The sequence below is a fragment of the Streptomyces sp. NPDC006458 genome, assembly GCF_040612135.1.
In the GTDB taxonomy this organism is placed as follows: Bacteria; Actinomycetota; Actinomycetes; order Streptomycetales; family Streptomycetaceae; genus Streptomyces.
This window is the reverse complement of the sequence record NZ_JBEXPR010000031.1, coordinates 21,779-39,339: the sequence shown is the minus strand read 5'-3', so window position 1 is coordinate 39,339 and position 17,561 is coordinate 21,779. Positions and strand designations below refer to the sequence as shown.

The window sequence follows — 17,561 nt, the reverse complement described above, 5'->3', positions numbered from 1 at the left end:
AAGGTGGGCACGCGGTTATTGATCACGCGGCGAGCGTGAGTTTAGCGGTGTGGTGTCGGTGTTCGTATTCGTTGGGGCTGAGGTGGCCGTTGGCGGAGTGCCGACGGCGGGTGTTGTAGCGGGTCAGCCAGGCGAAGACAGTCCTGCGGCAGGTGCCGGCGTCGCCGTAGTCGCGGGCGCCCTGGAGCGTCTCGCGTTTCAGGGACGCGTGGAAGCTTTCGCAGGCCGCGTTGTCAGCGCTGGTGCCGACCGCGCCCATCGACCGGGTGACCCCGAGCTGGTCGCAGAGGCCGGCGAAGGCCCGGGATCCGTACTGACCGGATTCAACCGGTAGTTGCAACACCAGCTTGTTGAAGCAGCTGTAGCTGCTCGTTGAACGCCTCGGCGGGTGTCTTCCAACCGAGCGTCTTGCGGGGTCTGCTGTTGAGAGTGTGACACCCCGTACTACTCCGGCAAGCACAAGCGGCACGGCATGAACGTCCAAGTCCTCACCGATCCGTTCGGCCGCCTGCTGTGGGCATCCCCTGCCCTGCCCGGAGTCACCCACGATCTGACCGCCGCTCGCAGCCACGGGATCATCGACGCCCTCGCCGCCACTGGGCTGAAATGCTGGGCGGACAAGGCATACCAAGGTGCCGGCCGCCTCGTCCGCGTGCCCTTCAGGGGCCGCCGGCTCAAGCGATGGAAGCGACGGCACAACAGCAGCCACGCCAAGATCCGGTGCGTCGGTGAGCAGGCCATGGCCGTCCTGAAGGGCTGGCACCTGCTGCGGAGGCTCCGCTGCAGCACGAACCGGATCACCGACATCGTGAAGGCCGTCGTCGTCCTTCACCACACCTCAACGTGAGGTTGGAAAAGGCTCATTGACACACCCACCATTTATACAAACGCCGAGCGGTGCACGACAAAAGCAAGGACGCTCGGCAAGGGAGACGTCCTTGGACTTCGCAGCATCTACTGAGGGGAACAGCAATGACCTCGTCCAAGCCTGCTATGGGCATGCTGCTCGCGGCGGCTCTGATGGCCTCGGCTGCCGCCTGTACCACTGACAGCAGCAACGGCGCAACGTCGAACGCTTGCGTGCACCAGTTCATATACGAGGACCGGTCGTATCAGGACGTTGCAAACGTCGAGTTCGCTGTCGGCGACAAGCTTGGCAAGGCGACCCAACCCCCTTGTGACGACACCGGCGGCCAGGATGAGGTCGTGGAGCCAGAACCGCCACAGACCGCCTACGCCGTACAGGGCCTCTCACCAAACGTTGCCATTGCCGTCGGAGACACCCCCGAGGAAGCGAAACTTTTCGCGGCCTACACCGGCTCAAAGCTTCCGCCTGAAGTCCAGAAGCTGATCGACAACTCCTGACGTCATGCGCGGAACACCAGCAGGTGGCCTACGTGCCCCAGAAATGCCTCGGGGCATACCGTACAAGCGCCCCAGGTGGCCCCCACGCTCAGGATGACGATGAAGACGATCTGAATCGTCCCGTCGGAAAGCCTGTTCACGTGCATTCTCCTCCCTGGCGCGCCCGCGGACGGCCAGCCGCGGGCACGCCAAGCCCTTGGTGGCGTGCTCGGTGTCGGCGACGGTTGAAATGAGGGCTACTGTCAGCGGATCAAAAGAGGGCCGGTGTGCGGTCTCGTGATCATCCTGGGTTCAGCGGTGCTGGAGTCAGGAGGAAGCGGGGTGATCCGCGTGGAGGATTGGGCGGAGATTCGCCGGCTGCATCGGAGTGAGGGCCTGTCGGCGCGGGCGGTGGCTCGTGAGCTGGGGATTTCCCGGGGGACGGTGCTGCGGGCTCTGGCCTCGGACCGGCCGCCGAAATATCGGCGGGCGTCGAAGGGCTCGGCGGTCGACGCGGTCGAGCCCGTGATCCGGGAGCTGTTGAAGCAGACGCCGACGATGCCGGTCACGGTGATCGCCGAGCGGATCGGATGGGAGCGTGGGCTGACGGTCTTGAGGGAACGGGTGCGGGAGTTGCGGCCGGCCTACCTCTGAGCTCGTGGGCCAGGCCGAGCTGGGTGAGCGCGATGGTCTTCCCGGTGCCGGCCGGGCCGGAGACGATAAGACCCCGGCGCGCACTGATCGCGTGCCGGTTCAGCATGACCAGGCGGCCCGTGGTGACGGTGTGGCGGACCGTGGAGGTGGCCACGACCATCAGGCGGGCGTGATGGTCGATGCGCAGGTCGTCCAGCTTCAAGCGGGTTTCCCTGGGCAGCTTGGCGTACGACTTCGGCGACGGCGCCGGTATGTGGGGCGGTTTCGGGCCGCCGGCCACGAACCGGCGCCAGCCGTCCTTCGTTGTCAGCTGCTGCCCGGCATCGTCGGTGTCGAGCAGCGTCATCGTCGTCTCCAGGGAACTTCGAGCGGGTCGAACAGGCCGAGCGGGATCACGTCGGCGAGCTTCTCCTCGGCCTCTGGCTCGGGTGCGGGGGCGGGCTCGTCAGCGGTCTGCGCGGGCAGCGGGGTCGCCGGCCCGGCCGCCTTGGTCCGGGCGGCCACCCGGCGGCCACCCGGCGGCCACCCGGCGGTCGCGCCTGGTCGCCTTGGGCTTCGGTTCGCCCGCCGGGCCGGCGTGGGCCCGGGTGAGCAAGGAGGCGACCGCGTCGGCGATCTCCGCCTCGGTGGCTCCGGGCATCTGGTGGCTGACGTGGTCCCAGGCCAGATCACCGAACGGTACCGGCGCCCGGTGCAGCTGCTTCCAGGTCGCCTGGATCCACCGGCGCTCGTCGGCGCGGTGGTCGCGTACCCAGACCTGGGAGATGTCGTAGGGGTCGCGGTGGACCTCCCAGAGCCCGCGCTTGGCGCGGATTCTGGAGTCCTGGCGCCGCAGCGGGGTCAGGCCGGGGCTGTCGTAGATGCGGTTCTTGACCCGGATCCCGTAGTCGTTGACCGCCCGCCAGTCCGAGGGCAGCAGCTCGACGTAGTCGTCGCCGGTGAGCGCGACGGGGACGTAGCCGCAGGCCTCGACCAGCGCCGCGTACTTCTGGTTCGGCGTGAACAGCCGGCCCGGGTGGGCGGGGTCGCGCAGGCCGTCGTGCGGCCGGTTCTGCCAGACGCCGACGATCCACTCGTCCAGGAGCTCCTGCAGTTCCAGCAGCGACCAGATCCGCTCGCGCTCCGGGTGACGGCTGCGGTGGTCCGCGCTGCGGCCGGTGTAACCGGGCAGGAACTGGACGAACAGCGTCGCCACCGAGCCCAGCATCGACTCGATGTGGCCCTTCTCGAAGCCGGAGCCCTTGTGCGCGGGCTGGAAGTCGATCTCCAGGAACCGGCAGGACGACTTGAAGTTCCGGGAGATGAACGCCTTTCCGTGGTCGCAGACGATCATCTCCGGAACGATCACCGGGCGGGCCGCGGCGTGCTCCAGGCGCTCGTCCCGGCTCAGCAGGCGGCGGTGCGGCAGCACCGAGCGCGACATCTTCAGCACGTCCGCCCAGCCGGGCCGCATCAGCTCGGGGGTGACCGTGCGGGCCAGCAGCACGCTCGCGTCGACCGCCTTCGTCGTGGGCCGCAGCACCGCCGCGGTGAGTGTCCGCGTGGCCACGTCGATCATTGCCGTGAGCTCGACCCGGCCCGGGACGCCGTCGTCCAGCAGGACCATCACGTCCAGCGGGGTCGAGTCGATCTGCATGACCTCGCCCGGGGCGAACGCCGGGAGCTCGCCGCGCTGAAGGTGTGGGTGCCGTCGGTCAGCTTCGCCAGCAGCCGGTAGAGGGTGCGTTCGGAAGGCACCTCGAGATCCTGGGCCCCGGGGGTCTCGCGCAGGATTTCCCCGGTCCGCCAGAGGATGAACGATCCCGTCCTGGTGGAGGCGTCGACGGCTTCGCTGATGGCCGTACGCATCGCCGTCACCACCCGCTCGTCCATCGAGCCGAACGCGGGCCGCTTCGCGGCCTGGCGGTGGTCGACCAGGCCGAGCACGCCCTCGGCCTGGTAGCGGCGCCGCAGGTTGGCGACCGCGCTGGCCGACACCTTGTCGCCGGCCGCCGTCAGCTCAGCGGCCTTGGCCTGCTGGCGGGCCGTCAGCGAGCGGTCCGGACCGTACTCAGGCCGCGGCGCGGTGTCCGGGCCGGCTTCCGGAGGCCGCCCGTGCAGCACTTCGAGGATGTGCCCCTCCCACCACAGGGCCTTCTCGACCGCCTTGGCTGGGAACGTCTCCAGCCTTCGAGGCCGGAAGCGGCATCCGGACCGGGATGTTGATGACGGCGAAGTCCGCCTCGCCCGTCAGATCCTCCACCGCCATGACGCGCTGGCCGGCCTCCGTGTCCGTCAGGGTTACCGTCCTGGCCGTGACGCCCACGACGGCGCGGACTTGCCCGGCGAAGCGCACCCATGCGCCGACCTGGATTCCTACCGGCCTCTGCAGCCCGCTCATCGTTCTCCCCTCGTCGTCACGACGAGGCTGTCGGATGACAGCAGCCCGCCCTCAAGATCGGCACTCAGCACGCCGGACCACAGCAGGTGGAACAGGACCGGCAGCACCAGCAACGGGTCGCCGACCCCCACCGCCCCGGGCCTCAGCGGGACCGGCTCCTCGAACACCCGCAGCAGCCGCTCGGCGACGTCCGCTCGCGCGCAGCGGCGTCGGCGGTAGCGCGACAGCCACCGCACGTTCGCCATTAGCACCGGATCCACCTCGCCGACGCGGACGAACTCCCAGCCCACCGCCCAGCAGGCCCGCTCGGTCTCCTCGAACGCCTCGGCGGCCGCCCGGTCGATCCGCCCGCCCGCCCGCGCGTCCACGACCCGGCCCCGGCCGTCTCCCAGCCGCACGAAGAAGTCGGGCGCGTGACGGCGCTGCCGCTTTCCGTCGTGCCAGTGCAGCCAGAACGGCTGCGACGCGATCCCGACCACCTCGGGATCGCGGTCCAGCAGGATCAGCCGATCCCGCTCCAGCCACGACTCGTAGCCCACGTGGGCGCCCACCGTGGTCGAGTAGTACAGACCGGCGAAACTCTCCCCGCCCTTGGCCCACCGGAACTCCCGTACCGGATCAGCCGCCTCGAACCGACGGTTCCAACCCTGACCCAACGGCAGCCGACGCCGCTGCCCGGACTCGATAAACCCCAGCTCAAAGGCCGACAAGACGGCATCGCCGTACGCCAGCGCGGCAACAGCCACCGTCTCCCCTCACAAGACGAGACCCACCGGTCAAGATCAAGTGGCAGAAACCTACTGGCCGTCAAGATCACTTGGCAAACGAACAAGATCGCCTGTCAGAGGTCACACATCCCCGCCGCAGGCCCTCGCCTCACACCTGACAGCCTCACAGCACACCCCGCCCACCAGGCAAAACAAGGTGTGTGACTCACAGCAGGAGCCGGGCTTCTGCGGGCGGCGGCGGTCAGAGGACGGTGCCGTGCAGGGCGCGGCGGTCACCGGACTTCGCGTAGCGGCGGGCGGCGAGGCGGTGTTCGAGGGGCTCGCCGATCTGTTCGCACAGCAGCGCCAGGACGTCGGCGGCTTCGCTCTCCTGCGCACCCTAGCGCTCACCGCGCCGCCCGCTCGCCCAGATCCGGCGGGGACCTCGGCGTGCGCCGAGGTCCTCGGGTCGTATGCGCTGGACGATGTGCGGTGGCTGGTGGTGCTGTTGCAGGGTCCACAGGTGAAGGGCGTTGTCGGTGTCGGACACGGTGTACCAGCTGCCGTGGCCGAGGGGCGTGGGCGGACCGGACACCTCGAAGGGATAGACGATCCGGTCGGTGAGCCGCATGGGGGTCGTGTCGATGAGCCAGTGCCGGCCTGAGCCGAAGCCCTCGTCGCTCTCGACGGTCCCGACGACGGCGGTGTCCTCGTCGAGGAAACCCCCTTCGTGATCGAAGAACGCCAGTGTCTCGCCGTCCTCGGGCGGTTCGAACTGCTCGGTGTCCCGCACGGGATGCCGGGGGATCACGGCCGCATCGAGTTCGGCTTCCACCGTGCCGTCGGCGGTCCGATGGAGCGCAAGGGTGTCCTGGGCGTGGGTGACGGTCAGCAGGCGGTTTCCGCTGGGGCTCACGGCCAGCGGGACGCGGTCCTGGCCGTCGAAGTCGTGAACGGTCAGGACGTGGCCGTTCCAGCGTCCCCATCGCAGCGGGGTACCGTCCTGGCCTTCGCCGATGCTCAGGCCCATCTGGCCGGGGTCGGGGTGCGGTACGTGGTCGGAGCACGCGGCGGCCGTGTGCGTCCGGGTACGTGCGAGCACCGTTCCGTTCACGGCATCGATGACCAGCCACTCTTCCGTGTAGCGGCCGAGGACGGGCTGGTCGTGCGCCAGGGGGCCGCGGATGTGGGCCCACACGAGTGCCCCGTCCGCGGAGAAACCGGCCGAGCCGCTGCTCGCAAAACGATGGCGGTGATCGTCTGCGTATTCGGTGACGTCCTCGTGTCCCGCGCAGCCTGCCCAGCAGCGATGCCGCAGCTCCCACTGCGTGATGCCTTCGCGGTCCACGGCCCGGATTGCGTGCGGTCCGGTGAAGACGGCCAGATCACCGGCCGGCGACACGGCGTGTCGGCTGAACCGGTGCGGCCAGGGGGCCGGAAAGCGGACGGTCGGCGCCGCAGCCGGCGGCTGGAGTCTTTGCACGATCAGCTCTGTGTCCCCGCGCTGTACGAGCAGGCATGTTGCGGGCGTTCCTTCCAGGCGCGGGGCGTCGTCGGCTCTTGAGAACGGCAGAGGAGCGGCGATCGTTCTCACCAGTCGGGCAGGCTGCGGCACGAGGACTCCGAAGTTCCGGTATGCGGATCCGCACATTGATGCCGTCACGGCAGAAGATCCACCGGAAGGCGGTGGGCTCGGCCCCGGGCTGTGCTCGGCACGCGGTCTCGCTGGCGATCAGACGTGTCATTGCCGTCAAGCGATCTTCGGGTGCAGCAGTGGTCAGGAAGCGCAGCAGGGCGGGAGTGTTCCCGCTCCCGTGACGTCTGCAGGATCGCGGGCAGTTCGGCGCGGAGCGGGCGACGTGTTCTGCGCAGGCGCGTAGGACAGCGGCCGGTGTGGCGGCTGTCTTCCGGGACGGCGTGCCCGGCCACAGACGTATGGACGACCCGCTGCCTGACGTCGCCGTTGCCGTCCTGCGGGGGTCTGCCCGCCGGCCACCGCGGGCACGACGTTTTGGACGAGGACGTACCGCGGCTGTCCCCGCTGAAGCATGTCGACCTCAACTGCCTGGGCCGCTACAGTTTCCGCGCCACAGTCCCTGCCGGTGGCGGTCTGCGCCCGGTACGCGACCCGGCCGCGGCCTTCCTGGACGAGGAGGACGGGCATGGCTGACGCCCAAAACTCTGTCAGAATTTCTTTGTCGATTGGTCTGTTCCTCGGGACCGGGTAGTGGAGGCCACCCAGTCAAGGAGCGCAGATGAATGCCGAGCAGCTTGTCGGAACCCTCACCCAAATCTTCCCAGAGCAGGCGCAGTCCGCCCCGGAGGGTGATCACCACATCGTGACGCTGAGGGGGAATGGCCGAACCTTGCCAGACAGAGCGAACCTGACGATGTCGGACATTGCGAACCTGATGGACATCGGCAAGGACGCTGTGATTCTGAAGTCGGTCGATGACGGGGTCGAATGGATTCCCCAGCTGTCAATCAGCGCCGCAGCAGCGGCTGTGCGCACCTTCCACGAGTTCAAAGAGCGCAAGTTGCCCTTTCGTGATCTGGAACTCGCCCTACACATCCGTACGATCGCGTGCCACCAGCCCGTTGAGCCGCACGTGATGGATGTGCTCGCGGTGAAGTCCCTCGCATTGCCGGTGAGCGACCGGTGGCGGGAGGCAGTGTCCACCGCCCTTGTCGGTGGCTGGGTTGATCCCCTGGAACGAGATGGGCGGCTGCCCGTGGGCGCGCTCGGTGTCCTGCGTGCGGAAGCGCGTGCTGTACACCGTCAGTTGGTGCCGGTGTGGCGACGGCGTACGCGGCAGGGCCGGGTGCTGTCCCTGGATGCCGACCTCGGGGGCGGACTGTCGCTGTACGACTTGGTCGCCGCCGATGTCGACCTGCTGAATCGGGTGGCAGGCGGGATCTATGAGGACGAGCGGCTCAACACGCTCCTCCGAGGGCTCGACCCAGCCGAGCGACAGGTGGTGTTCGCATACGCGGCGGCCGACGGGACAACCTGGAAGGAGGCCGCAGCCGCCGCAGGCGTCACCGAGCCGGACATCGTCGGCGAACGGGTGCGTCGCAAAGCCAAACGCCTGGCTGCCGAACAGCGCCGCCGCTCCGAACTGGCCGTCCGCGATGCGTGACCCGGGGGCCGCGAAGGCCTTCAAGATTTATTGCCGGTGGGCCCTGTCCCCGGGGCCGAGAGGCATGCGACCAGCGCATCCGGGCTCGTCGTCTCCAAGACCTGCAGTCCAAGGCGGCGAGCAGGACCTCCCGAAGGGACATCCGTGACCACTACGTACCCCGGCAGCCACCAAGGCCAGCCCGCTCGCCAGCTGCCGATCCTGGCCACCTCATTCGACGGCTTCCTCGCCCAGGCCGAGCAAGACCTGCGCTGCCGTCGGCGTGAGGTCCGTGCCCTACGCCAGCGTGCCCGGCGCCAGCGCCGCCGCGAAATCGGCCTCTTGAGGCGCACCGCCTCCTTCGTCGGCAAGGCATCGGCGGTAACCCTTTCCATTGCCGGGATCGTCGCTCTCCTCGCCGGCACGATCCTGCTGGTCTTCGGTAACTTCGACACTGCTAAGGACGCCTTCGCGCTCTCAGCCGCCGCGTGGGGGGCCACCACGGCCGTCTGCGCCCCCCGTGGTTCCTACCGCAACCAGCGGTTCGGCGGCCCGCATGGTGCCGTCGCCGCTGCCAGCTCCTGCTCGCGAGACTCGAACGGATGGCCTCAGCCGGACCCGTCATCCGATGGGCTGCCCGGTTCGAGGGCTGTGTCGGTGCAGTAGCCGTGCGTGGTGACGGCGGGGTGGTCAGCCGCGGGGATGCTCCTCGTCGGTGTCGGGGCATGGTGGCCTGGTAGATCTCGCGTTGAGCGGCCGGGTCATCGTCCGGGCACGGGATCACGGCCTGAGAAAGAGCGCCGGTGTCCATGGGGTGCAGCCACTGGTCGCGTATGGTCCAGCCGCAGGCGCCTGCCGGAGCCCGGCGAGGAAATAGTTGGAGGCTGCTCGTCCCCGCCCTCAGGGGGAGCGCGCCGCGGTTGGCAGTGAGGGAACGGCTGCTCGAGGTCCTGGGTGCGCCTGGTCATCTCGATGGCCTGGGCGATCTGTCCGGCGGCTGCGATCTGGTGGCCCTGGATCAGGGCGGTTTGGCGAAGGGTCCGGGCGCCCGATCATGGCGGGCGAGGAGCCAGGTAGCGGCGTACGGTCCGGTGCGCCGGCGCGGTCGGTGAAGGACCGCGGGCGGTCGCCGGCGTCGCTCCGCAGGAAGCAGCGTCTGCAGATGAGGAATGACTTCATTGCCGGGGCGGTCGCCTGGATCGGCACCCGCGGTATGCGTATCTGTGGGACGGCCCTGGCGACGTCGACGAGCTGGCGGTCGACGGGCGTCATTTCGTCGAGGACAGCGACGCGGAGGAGATCCGCGGGCGCGTTTGATGTCGTGGGCCTGGACCGGTGTGGTCCGGGTGGGGGACCGTAAGACGTTCGGTGTTACTCCCGATCATGGAAGATGCATCGATGACCAGTGAGAACGTTTGGGGGCACGACCGCTGCCGATTCGGCAGCGGTCGTGTCGGCGAAGGCCGCGGATGACCAGCTGATCGACGAGCTGGTGGGCCGCGCCCAGGCCGAGGGCCTGCAGCTGACCGGTGAGGGCGAGCTGCTGCAGCAGCTGACCCGGCGGCTGCTGGAATCCGCTCTTGAGGGCGAGATCACCGACCACGGGCCTTGAGCCTTTTCCAACCTCACGTTGAGGTGTGGTGAAGGACGACGACGGCCTTCACGTTGTCGGTGATCCGGTTCGTGCTGCAGCGGAGCCTCCGCAGCAGGCGCCAGCCCTTCAGGACGGCCATGGCCTGCTCACCGACGCACCGGATCTTGGCGTGGCTGCTGTTGTGCCGTCGCTGCCATCGCTTGAGCCGGCGGCCCCTGAAGGGCACGCGGACGAGGCGGCCGGCACCTTGGTATGCCTTGTCCGCCCAGCATTTCAGCCCAGCGGCGGCGAGGGCGTCGATGATCCCGTGGCTGCGAGCGGCGGTCAGATCGTGGTGGCTCCGGGCAGGGCAGGGGATGCCCACAGCAGGCGGCCGAACGGATCGGTGAGGACTTGGACGTTCATGCCGTGCCGCTTGTGCTTGCCGCAGTAGTACGGGGTGTCGGCGGCGATCCGGTCGATCGGCAGCAGCGTGCCGTCAGGGATCACGTATGCCTTCGCCGGGGCCGTCGTCATCACCTCAGCCAGGGTCGGCGCCAGGGCGGCCATTACCTCGATGGCCTCGCGTATGTAGCGGTAGACGGTCGCGATGCCGATACCGAACCGGCAGCGAGCTGGGCGTAAGTGTCACCGCACCGCAGGTGAGCCAAGGCGAGCAGGGCCTGACGGCTGACGGGCAGACGCCGCCACCGCGTGCCGATCTCCCGCTGATGAGAAGCCAGTTGCCTGGACAGGCGCCCCAGCGTGCGGCTGGACAGATCGATCGATGACGGGTAGACAAGCACACGAAGCTCCTGGCGGACACGGGTGATCTTGGTCGAGAACCCGTCTACCAGGAGCTTCGTCGTTCCGTACAGCCCAAGACCGCCAACAACCCAGCACCGCAGTCAGGTTGGAAAAGGCTCCGTGTGCCGCTTGCAGGGCGGCAGTTGATCTGACTGGCCGGAGCGCTGTGCCGGCGCTCCGGCCTCATGTCACCTTTCCTGCGGCGGCCCGGACGGCCGCGGGCCGTTCTGGCTGGTCCGACTGGCCGCTCAGTCGGCCATGTTGGCGCCGAACATCGGCATCCCGGCGAGTGACAGCCCGGCGGCGTTCGGGGTGACGACGCGCGCGCCTGAGGTGACGATCTTGGTGCCGCCGGAGCGGAGGTAGGTGACCGTGCCGTCGCCCGCGTTCTCGGCGGAGCCGACGATCAGGTCGGCGCGGCCGTCGCCGGTGACGTCGTCGAGTTTGACGTCGTAGCCGAAGTAGTCCTTGTCCTCGTTCTCGCCGGGCACACCCGTGGTGTTCTGGGTGAACAGCTGGGCGCCGGTGGTGCGCAGGCCGGACCGGGAGCCGTAGAGGACGGTGACCGCGCCGGTATCGGAGGCGTCGCCGGCGTTCTCGCCGGCCGAGGCGATGGCCAGGTCCTGGTAGCCGTCGTGGTTGACGTCGCCGAGGTCGAGGTCGGATCCGAACCAGTCGTCGGTCTCGGCGGCGTCCGGGACGCCCGTGCTGTCCTGGGTGATGCCGATGACCGAGCCGGGGCCGGAGGCCGTGCCGTAGGTGATCCAGACCTTGCCGCCCTTGCCGGAGTACGGGACCGGGGTGCCGTCCGACAGGCGTGTCTCGTACTCCCAGCCGCTGACGATGTCGCCGTAGCCGTCGCCGTTGATGTCGCCGATCCCGGTGATCACGCCGGGGCGCAGCGACTTGGCGGCCGAGACGTTGAGTCCGTTCGCGGTGCCGGGGACGTAGAAGTTGCGGTTCCAGCCGTAGTCGGACGTCGTCTCGTAGCCGTCGACGATCAGGTCGGTGCGCTTGTCGCCGTTGACGTCGCCGGCGGTGAGGTTCTTCGGGCCGCGGGCTGTGCCGCCGGACTGGATCGGGGCCTTGAAGCTGCTGCGGCCGCGCCCCGCGGTGCCGGTGGCGGTGATGCCGCCCCGGTAGACCTGGACCACGTTGGAGGTGTTGCCGACGGCGAGGTCCGCCTTGCCGTCGCCGTCGAAGTCACCGGCGGTGAGGTTCTTGCCCCACAGGTCGCCCGCGGACGGGGCCGGGTTGGGGACCAGGACGCCCCGGCCGGTGATGCCGGAGCGGGAGCCCCACAGCACGGTCACGGTGCCGCTGTCCGCATCCCCGCTGACGTCCTCCCACGGGGCGGAGACGGCCACGTCGTCGTAGCCGTCGTTGTTGAAGTCGGCGTACGCGTGCTCGGCGCCGAAGGCGTCGCCGGCCTCGGCGGCGTCCGGGGTGCCGGTGGAGTTCTGGCTGATCACGGACCGCTTGGCGGAGGAGATGCCGCTGGTGGTGCCGTACAGCACGACGAACTGGCCGGCGCGCGCCCTGCCGCTCACGTACGCGCCCCAGGCCGAGAAGCCGACGTCGCCGACGCCGTCGCCGTTGAAGTCGGCCTGCGGGACGTGCATGGAGTCGGCGGCTGTGGCCGGCGTCGCCGCGAGGGTGAGCAGGCCGCCCGTCAGCGCGGCGGCGGTCGCGGTCGCGAGGGTGGTGCGCAGGTACTTGTTCATGCGTTTGCCTCCTGAAGATCTGCGATCAAGAGACACACAGCAACGGTGAAGGGTTGTACGGGAGTTCGAGGAGTTTCCGAAGTCTCCCGCTGAGGCTCATTCCGCCAGGAAGCCGGCCGTCGGGAAGGTCACGGTCCGGCGTGCTCGCGATCACTCCGCCCTCGACGCACGCGTACACCGCGACCGTGTCCTTCGTCCCGCCGGGATACGTCCGCACCGCCAGGTCGGCCAGCCCGTACCCGTCGGAGTCCGCCGCCGCGAAGTCGCGGCGGTGGTCGTAGACGGTTCCCGACTGATGCCGTCAGAGGGCGTGTTCCAGTCCGTTGGCTCGTGTCCGACGATTGCGGCGGCCTTCTCGTACACGGCCCGCAGTTGTTCGTAGCGGAGGTCGGGGGCGGGGGTGCGGGTGAGCAGGGAGCGGATGCCGAGCCGGTCGGCGACGGTGTGTTCGTCGTCGCCGAGGGAGGCGAGGGGGAAGGCGATGTTCTCGGCGGCGCTCATGTGGGGGTAGAGCGCGAAGTTCTGGAAGATCATGGCCACGTCGCGTTCGCTGGGCGGCAGGTCGCCTGCGGGCTGGTTGTCCAGGAGGAGTTCGCCGCTGGTGGCGGTCTCGAGTCCGGCGATCATGCGTAGCATGGTGGATTTTCCGCAGCCGGACAGGCCGAGGAGGACGAGGAACTCGCCGGCCTGAAGGTGCAGGGAGATGTCCTGGACGGCCCGGTGGCCGCCTGCGTGTGTCTTGCTGAGTTGGTGCAGGGTGATGGTGCTGCCCACAGGGGGTCTCCTGGAAGATTGTGCGTGGCCCGGGCCGGGGCGGATGGTCAGCCGTGTCGCTGTGCTGCGGAACCGGGAGGCGGGTCGGCGGTGTACTCGTCGGCGGCGACGGCAAGGCAGGCCGCCACCAGGACCAGGTTCTTGAGCACGTACTGGCCCTCGAGGGTGGGCACGCCGTGGTGCCACATCGTGCCGGGCAGCAGCACGAGGGAGGCGAAGACGCCGCTCATGTGGACGAAGAACAGGGCTAACGCGGTCCGCAGCGCCAGCCCGGTGACCAGGGCGAGGCCGATCAGTGTCTCGGCGCAGCCCAGCAGCGGCAGGGACACCTGTGCGGGCGGCAGGCCACCGGTCATCTTCGTCATGGCGGCGGCCGCGATCTCCTCGGCGGGGCTCGCGGACGGGAAGAGTTTCAGCGTCCCGAACCAGCAGAAGACGGCTCCGACACTGACGCGCAGCACCGTGATGCTGCGCGTCCGGTAGGAGGCGGCCGCGCGGCCCGCCCGGGCCCGCAGAGCTGAGGGGACACGCCCGGTCCAAGGTGGCCGCTCGCGCAGCAGGCGGGGCAGGTGGCGTGGGCGGCCGGGGAGGGCGGCGCGGGAGTTCGGGTGCTGCATGAGGCCTCCGTGGGGCGGCGGACCCGGCGCCAGGCCGCCGGGAGGATCAGGAGGTGCGGGGGAGTGGGCGAAGAGCCCCGCGAGGCGTGCCTCGCGGGGCCGGTGTGCTGTCGTGCCGCTTCAGCCGTGTTCGGCCGGTGTCAGTTGAAGGTGACGTCGCTGCACAGGAAGTACTTCTGGTCCATGTGCGAGGCCTTCCAGACGGTGACCACGACGTGCCGTCCGCTGTAGCCGGAGGTGCTGACGTCGGTGACGTAGTGCGCCTGGTAGGGGTAGCGGCCGGTCCTCTTCACCAGCTCCAGGTCGTTCCAGCCGATGAGCTGGTACTCGGGGTTGAAGCCCTGCTTGGTGACGTAGACCTCCAGCCAGTCGGCTCCGTGCCGCGCCTCGTCGTAGAGGTCGACGGTGAAGTCGGCGCCGATGCCGGAGGTGATCCACGGTCCGGGGCGGTCGAGGGGTGCGTAGTTGGTCTCGCCCTGCCCGCCGGCACTGCAGATCCGGCCGTCGGGGATGACCTGCTTGTAGTTGTCGCCGGTGTTGTTGGCGTAGACGGCCTTCCATGCGGCGATGGCGTTGGGGTTCTCGTGGTAGGTGCGGTAGCACATGGGGTCCTGCGCCTCGTTGGGCTCGTTGTAGCCCCAGCGCTGCAGGCAGCCGTAGTTGCGGGTCTGCGGCGCGATCACCGTGCCGTGTGCGGAAGCCGTGGGTGCCATCGGGAGCAGGCACAGCAGGCTGGTGGCCAGGACGCCGGCGCCGAGCGCGGTGCGGCGTGCGGGTGCTGCGGGGGTGCGGTTCATGGTGCTGTTCCTCCGGTTGTTCGGGGGATCACAGGCCGGTTCCCGCCCGTGATTACGTGCACATGACAGCTTTTGGTCAGGTCTCGTGGGTGGGGGCGACCTCCCTGTGCGGGGTGGGTGGTCCGCTCGCGCGGTGGGCGAGCGGCGTCGTCACCGTCCACCTGCCGGGGCCCAGGGCGGCGATGAGCAGGAAGGCCCAGCAGAACAGGGCCGCCTTCTCCCCGCCGTTCTCCAGCGGCCACAGGCCGTCGCTCTGGTGGTGGACGAAGTAGGCGTAGGCCATGGAGCCCGAGCACAGCAGGGCGGCCGGCCGGGTGAGCACGCCCAAAAGCACCAGGGTGCCGCCGGCGAGCTGGATGACCGCCGCCCACCACCCCGGCCACTGCCCGGCGCCGGGGACGGAGCCGCCCTGCGGTCCACCGAGGACGTCGAACAGGGTCGCGGCCCCGTGGCAGGCGAACAGCAGACCGCTCACGGCGCGGAACAGTGCGAGGACAGCGGCTTCCTGACGTGCGGGGATCTGCACGATGGTGCTCCCTTCAAGGGGGGCCGCCGGAGCGGGGCCGGCGGGGGTGGCCGTCGGTGGTGCGGGTGCGCCGGCGGCCACCGCTCACGTTCAGCTGGTCAGGGTCCACTTCTGGCTGGCCCAGCCGCCGCAGTCCCACAGGTGCAGGCGGGCGCCGTCGGCCGTGCTCTGACCTTCGATGTCCAGGCAGCGGCCGGACTTGAGGTTCTTGAGCGTGCCGTCGGTCTGGAAGGCCCACTTCTGGCTGTCCCAGGTGCCGCAGTCCCACAGGTGGGCCTTGGTGCCGTTGGCGGTCGCGCCGCCCTCGACGTCCAGGCACTTGCCGCCGGACTTCAGCTGCTGCCCGTCGAGGCTCCAGGTCATGGAGGGCACGCCGGCGCAGGCCCACTGCTGGATGCGGGTGCCGTTGGCCGTACCGCCGGCGGCACGGTCGACACACTTGGAGGTCGCGCCGTTGACGATCTTGCCGCCGGTGACGGGGCCGGGTCCGGGGTCGGTGCTGCCGCCGGGTCCCCAGGCGTTCCAGTTGTCCCAGGTCTCGGCGTCGAAGCCGAGACGGCCGAGCTTGTCGGCGGCCCAGTTGGTGCCGGACTTGTCGATGACGGTGCCGCCGACGGTGTAGTTCTCCAGCTTCAGCCCGCGGCTGTCACGCGTCTCGTTGCCGAGGGTCACCTTCTGCCCGGCGGAGTTGGTGTACCGCTTGAGCAGGCTGATCTGGGATGAGGGGTCGAGCTGGCTCCAGGCGTCGATCCTGAGGTTCTTGACGTGGATGTTCTCGGTGCTGGACAGGGCGAAGACCCGGATGGCGCAGTTGGTCATGCCCTCGACGGTGATGTTCTCGAAGGTCATGTTCTTCACCCACGTGCCGGGGTCGGCCTTGGTGGTCGAGCCCATGTCCTCCCAGTGCGAGGAGGAGTTGAGGATGCAGGTGTTGTACTTGACGTCCTTCCAGTACATCCGGTTGTGGATGACGTGGGTGTTGTTCACGCGGACGTTGTCGATGGTGCGGGGGGTCCAGCCCCACTGGATGACCGGCCCGTTCTCGTTCTTCCAGATCACGGTGTTATCGATGTCGACGTTGCTGTGGTACAGCTTCAGCACATCGTCGTTGGCGTGGAAGAACGTGTTCTTCATGGTGCTGCCGCGGTACAGCTCGATGCCGTCGGTCTGCCAGTACCAGGAGCCGACCTGCTTGTAGTTGTCCACGCGCATGCTGAAGGTGTCCTCGTCGCCGTAGACCACGAACGAGTGGTACGGCGGCTCGTTGATCGTCACGCCCTGCAGGTCGAGGTGCTGCTGACGGCCCTGGGCGGAGGCGAACTGCAGCATCTTCACGCAGGAGGAGTGGCAGTTCGACGCGCCCGAGAGGTGGTCGTAGTTGTTGTTGGTGTCCGCCTCGTAGACGTACTGCTCACCGGACAGCACCCCGTAGCCGGTCACCTTGTACAGGCCCTGGCTGTCGTCGGGGAAGCGGACGGCACCCTTCACGTACGCGCCCGGCGCGAGGTAGACCCATTTGACCTGCTTGGGCAGCAGCGCGTGGTACTTGGAGGTCATGTAGTAGGTGCCGGGCCGGAAGTACACGATCTCCTCGGAGATCGTGTTGAGGTTGGTGACCTGCCCCTGCGGCGGGTAGTAGGTGCTGCCCGAGGACGCCGTGGGGACCAGCCGGTCCGCCTCGGCGCCGGCCGGCACCGGCTCCGCGAAGATCATCATCGAGTTGCGGGGCTCGGTGTGCACGGCCCGGTTGCCGCCCCCGCCCTGCGTGGTCAGCTTGCCCGCGTCGTTCGCGGGGCCGGACATGTCGTTGTAGGCGGTGTACAGCTGCGGGTCGAACTCCACCGAGAACCGGTGACCGGCCGAGCTGTAGGGCACCTTGACGCGGACGGTGTCACCGTCGACGAGTTCCTTGGCGAAGTTCAGGCTGCTGGGCTTGATCTTCACCTGGTCGGCCGACGAGATCGTCTGCCCCGTCTTCAGCGAGACGTCCACCCACACATCAGCGGCGTACTGGAACGACGACCAGCTCATCGTCAGCCCGGCCGACGAGGAGAACTCCGCGCCGTCCTCCTTGGTGTAACCGATCTTGCCCTTCCCGCTGCGCGGGATGCTCATGTACGCGAACGAGTCGAACCGCGCCGCCGGCGCCGCGGCCGTGGCGACCTGCACGTCGTAGAACGACGAACGGCGCACCTTGTCGTTCGCCACCGGGCTGGTGGTGTTGAACTCGTAGTTGTCGTGCCACCACGTCTTCAGCTGCGCGCTGCCGGCGGTGGTGACGGCCGCCGCCTCGGCGGCAGCTGCCGCCGAGGCCGGGAGCGGCCGTGCGCCCGCCGTACCGGCGGGCATCACGGCCCCGGCCAGGGCGAGCGCCAGGCCGGCGGCGAGCGCCGCCAGCCGGCTCAGTCTTCCTGCGGACATGACGAAGTACCTCTTCTCGTAGCTGGAAAAGCAGCGCACGCAAGGCGCTGGATCCGCCGCATACGGCGCCTGTCCCGGGAGACGGACGGCGTGCGGCGGACAGGTGCATGATGAGACC

At 68.9% G+C, this 17,561-nt stretch carries 15 protein-coding genes and 5 pseudogenes; 7 read left to right on the top strand and 13 right to left on the bottom strand.

Annotation, left to right across the window (positions count from 1 at the left end):
* Window positions 1-22: 22 nt before the first annotated feature.
* A pseudogene (locus tag ABZZ79_RS32345) lies at window positions 23-313 on the bottom strand (integrase core domain-containing protein); the annotation flags it as partial.
* A 120-nt stretch (window positions 314-433) separates the two neighbouring features.
* Here ABZZ79_RS32345 and ABZZ79_RS32340 point away from each other — a divergent pair.
* Together ABZZ79_RS32340 and ABZZ79_RS32335 are read left to right on the top strand one after the other, a co-directional pair.
* Window positions 434-847, top strand: a pseudogene (locus ABZZ79_RS32340) (transposase family protein); the annotation flags it as partial.
* Window positions 848-972: 125 nt separating this feature from the next.
* Window positions 973-1,365: a DUF6281 family protein gene (locus tag ABZZ79_RS32335; protein WP_356694887.1), complete on the top strand. Its 393-nt coding sequence runs from the start codon at window positions 973-975 to the stop codon at window positions 1,363-1,365.
* 2 nt (window positions 1,366-1,367) lie between these two features.
* Here ABZZ79_RS32335 and ABZZ79_RS32330 read toward each other — a convergent pair whose 3' ends face one another.
* Window positions 1,368-1,505 carry a hypothetical protein gene (locus tag ABZZ79_RS32330; RefSeq protein WP_356694885.1) on the bottom strand — a complete coding sequence of 46 codons (138 nt, stop codon included), beginning with the start codon at window positions 1,503-1,505 and terminating at the stop codon, window positions 1,368-1,370.
* 181 nt (window positions 1,506-1,686) lie between these two features.
* Here ABZZ79_RS32330 and ABZZ79_RS32325 point away from each other — a divergent pair.
* Window positions 1,687-1,995 (top strand): annotated as a pseudogene (locus ABZZ79_RS32325) (helix-turn-helix domain-containing protein); the annotation flags it as partial.
* A gap of 448 nt (window positions 1,996-2,443) precedes the next feature.
* Here ABZZ79_RS32325 and ABZZ79_RS32320 read toward each other — a convergent pair.
* The 4 genes from ABZZ79_RS32320 to ABZZ79_RS32305 form a co-directional block, all read right to left on the bottom strand.
* The gene (locus ABZZ79_RS32320; RefSeq protein ID WP_356694883.1) at window positions 2,444-3,634 is read right to left on the bottom strand and encodes a Mu transposase C-terminal domain-containing protein; all 1,191 of its coding nucleotides are present in this window, start codon (window positions 3,632-3,634) and stop codon (window positions 2,444-2,446) included.
* On the bottom strand, window positions 3,604-4,101 hold the full coding sequence (locus tag ABZZ79_RS32315; RefSeq protein WP_356694881.1) for a hypothetical protein: 498 nt from the start codon (window positions 4,099-4,101) through the stop codon (window positions 3,604-3,606). Before ABZZ79_RS32315 ends, ABZZ79_RS32320 begins: the two co-directional genes overlap by 31 nt.
* A gap of 273 nt (window positions 4,102-4,374) precedes the next feature.
* Window positions 4,375-5,124 carry a TnsA-like heteromeric transposase endonuclease subunit gene (locus ABZZ79_RS32310; protein ID WP_356694879.1) on the bottom strand — a complete coding sequence of 250 codons (750 nt, stop codon included), beginning with the start codon at window positions 5,122-5,124 and terminating at the stop codon, window positions 4,375-4,377.
* Window positions 5,125-5,485: 361 nt separating this feature from the next.
* Window positions 5,486-6,433: a hypothetical protein gene (locus tag ABZZ79_RS32305; protein ID WP_356694877.1), complete on the bottom strand. Its 948-nt coding sequence runs from the start codon at window positions 6,431-6,433 to the stop codon at window positions 5,486-5,488.
* A gap of 663 nt (window positions 6,434-7,096) precedes the next feature.
* On the opposite strand from ABZZ79_RS32305, the gene ABZZ79_RS32300 reads away from it, so the two are divergent.
* From ABZZ79_RS32300 to ABZZ79_RS32285, 4 genes and pseudogenes are all read left to right on the top strand, one after another.
* A complete protein-coding gene (locus ABZZ79_RS32300; protein WP_356694977.1) occupies window positions 7,097-7,255 on the top strand; it encodes a hypothetical protein in 159 nt (52 codons plus the stop codon).
* Between the two features lie 85 nt (window positions 7,256-7,340).
* A complete protein-coding gene (locus ABZZ79_RS32295) occupies window positions 7,341-8,225 on the top strand; it encodes a hypothetical protein (RefSeq protein ID WP_356694875.1) in 885 nt (294 codons plus the stop codon).
* 144 nt (window positions 8,226-8,369) lie between these two features.
* The gene (locus tag ABZZ79_RS32290) at window positions 8,370-8,870 is read left to right on the top strand and encodes a hypothetical protein (protein WP_356694873.1); all 501 of its coding nucleotides are present in this window, start codon (window positions 8,370-8,372) and stop codon (window positions 8,868-8,870) included.
* Between the two features lie 732 nt (window positions 8,871-9,602).
* Window positions 9,603-9,807, top strand: a pseudogene (locus ABZZ79_RS32285) (IS256 family transposase); the annotation flags it as partial.
* Window positions 9,808-9,829: 22 nt separating this feature from the next.
* On the opposite strand, the pseudogene ABZZ79_RS32280 reads toward ABZZ79_RS32285, so the two are convergent.
* The 7 genes and pseudogenes from ABZZ79_RS32280 to ABZZ79_RS32250 all read right to left on the bottom strand — a co-directional run bounded on the left by ABZZ79_RS32280 (window position 9,830) and on the right by ABZZ79_RS32250 (window position 17,443).
* A pseudogene (locus ABZZ79_RS32280) lies at window positions 9,830-10,583 on the bottom strand (transposase family protein).
* 249 nt (window positions 10,584-10,832) lie between these two features.
* Entirely contained in the window at window positions 10,833-12,308 is a 1,476-nt protein-coding gene (locus ABZZ79_RS32275) for a VCBS repeat-containing protein (protein WP_356694871.1), read from the bottom strand.
* 150 nt (window positions 12,309-12,458) lie between these two features.
* Window positions 12,459-13,082 carry an ATP-binding cassette domain-containing protein gene (locus ABZZ79_RS32270; RefSeq protein ID WP_356694869.1) on the bottom strand — a complete coding sequence of 208 codons (624 nt, stop codon included), beginning with the start codon at window positions 13,080-13,082 and terminating at the stop codon, window positions 12,459-12,461.
* A gap of 47 nt (window positions 13,083-13,129) precedes the next feature.
* On the bottom strand, window positions 13,130-13,699 hold the full coding sequence (locus ABZZ79_RS32265) for a DoxX family protein (RefSeq protein WP_356694867.1): 570 nt from the start codon (window positions 13,697-13,699) through the stop codon (window positions 13,130-13,132).
* Window positions 13,700-13,839: 140 nt separating this feature from the next.
* A complete protein-coding gene (locus tag ABZZ79_RS32260; RefSeq protein WP_356694865.1) occupies window positions 13,840-14,496 on the bottom strand; it encodes a lytic polysaccharide monooxygenase auxiliary activity family 9 protein in 657 nt (218 codons plus the stop codon).
* 76 nt (window positions 14,497-14,572) lie between these two features.
* Window positions 14,573-15,016, bottom strand: a complete 444-nt coding sequence (locus ABZZ79_RS32255; RefSeq protein ID WP_356694969.1) for a DoxX family protein — start codon at window positions 15,014-15,016, stop codon at window positions 14,573-14,575.
* 96 nt (window positions 15,017-15,112) lie between these two features.
* Complete coding sequence (locus ABZZ79_RS32250; RefSeq protein ID WP_356694863.1) at window positions 15,113-17,443, bottom strand: family 49 glycosyl hydrolase; 2,331 nt, start codon at window positions 17,441-17,443, stop codon at window positions 15,113-15,115.
* Window positions 17,444-17,561 lie beyond the last annotated feature (118 nt).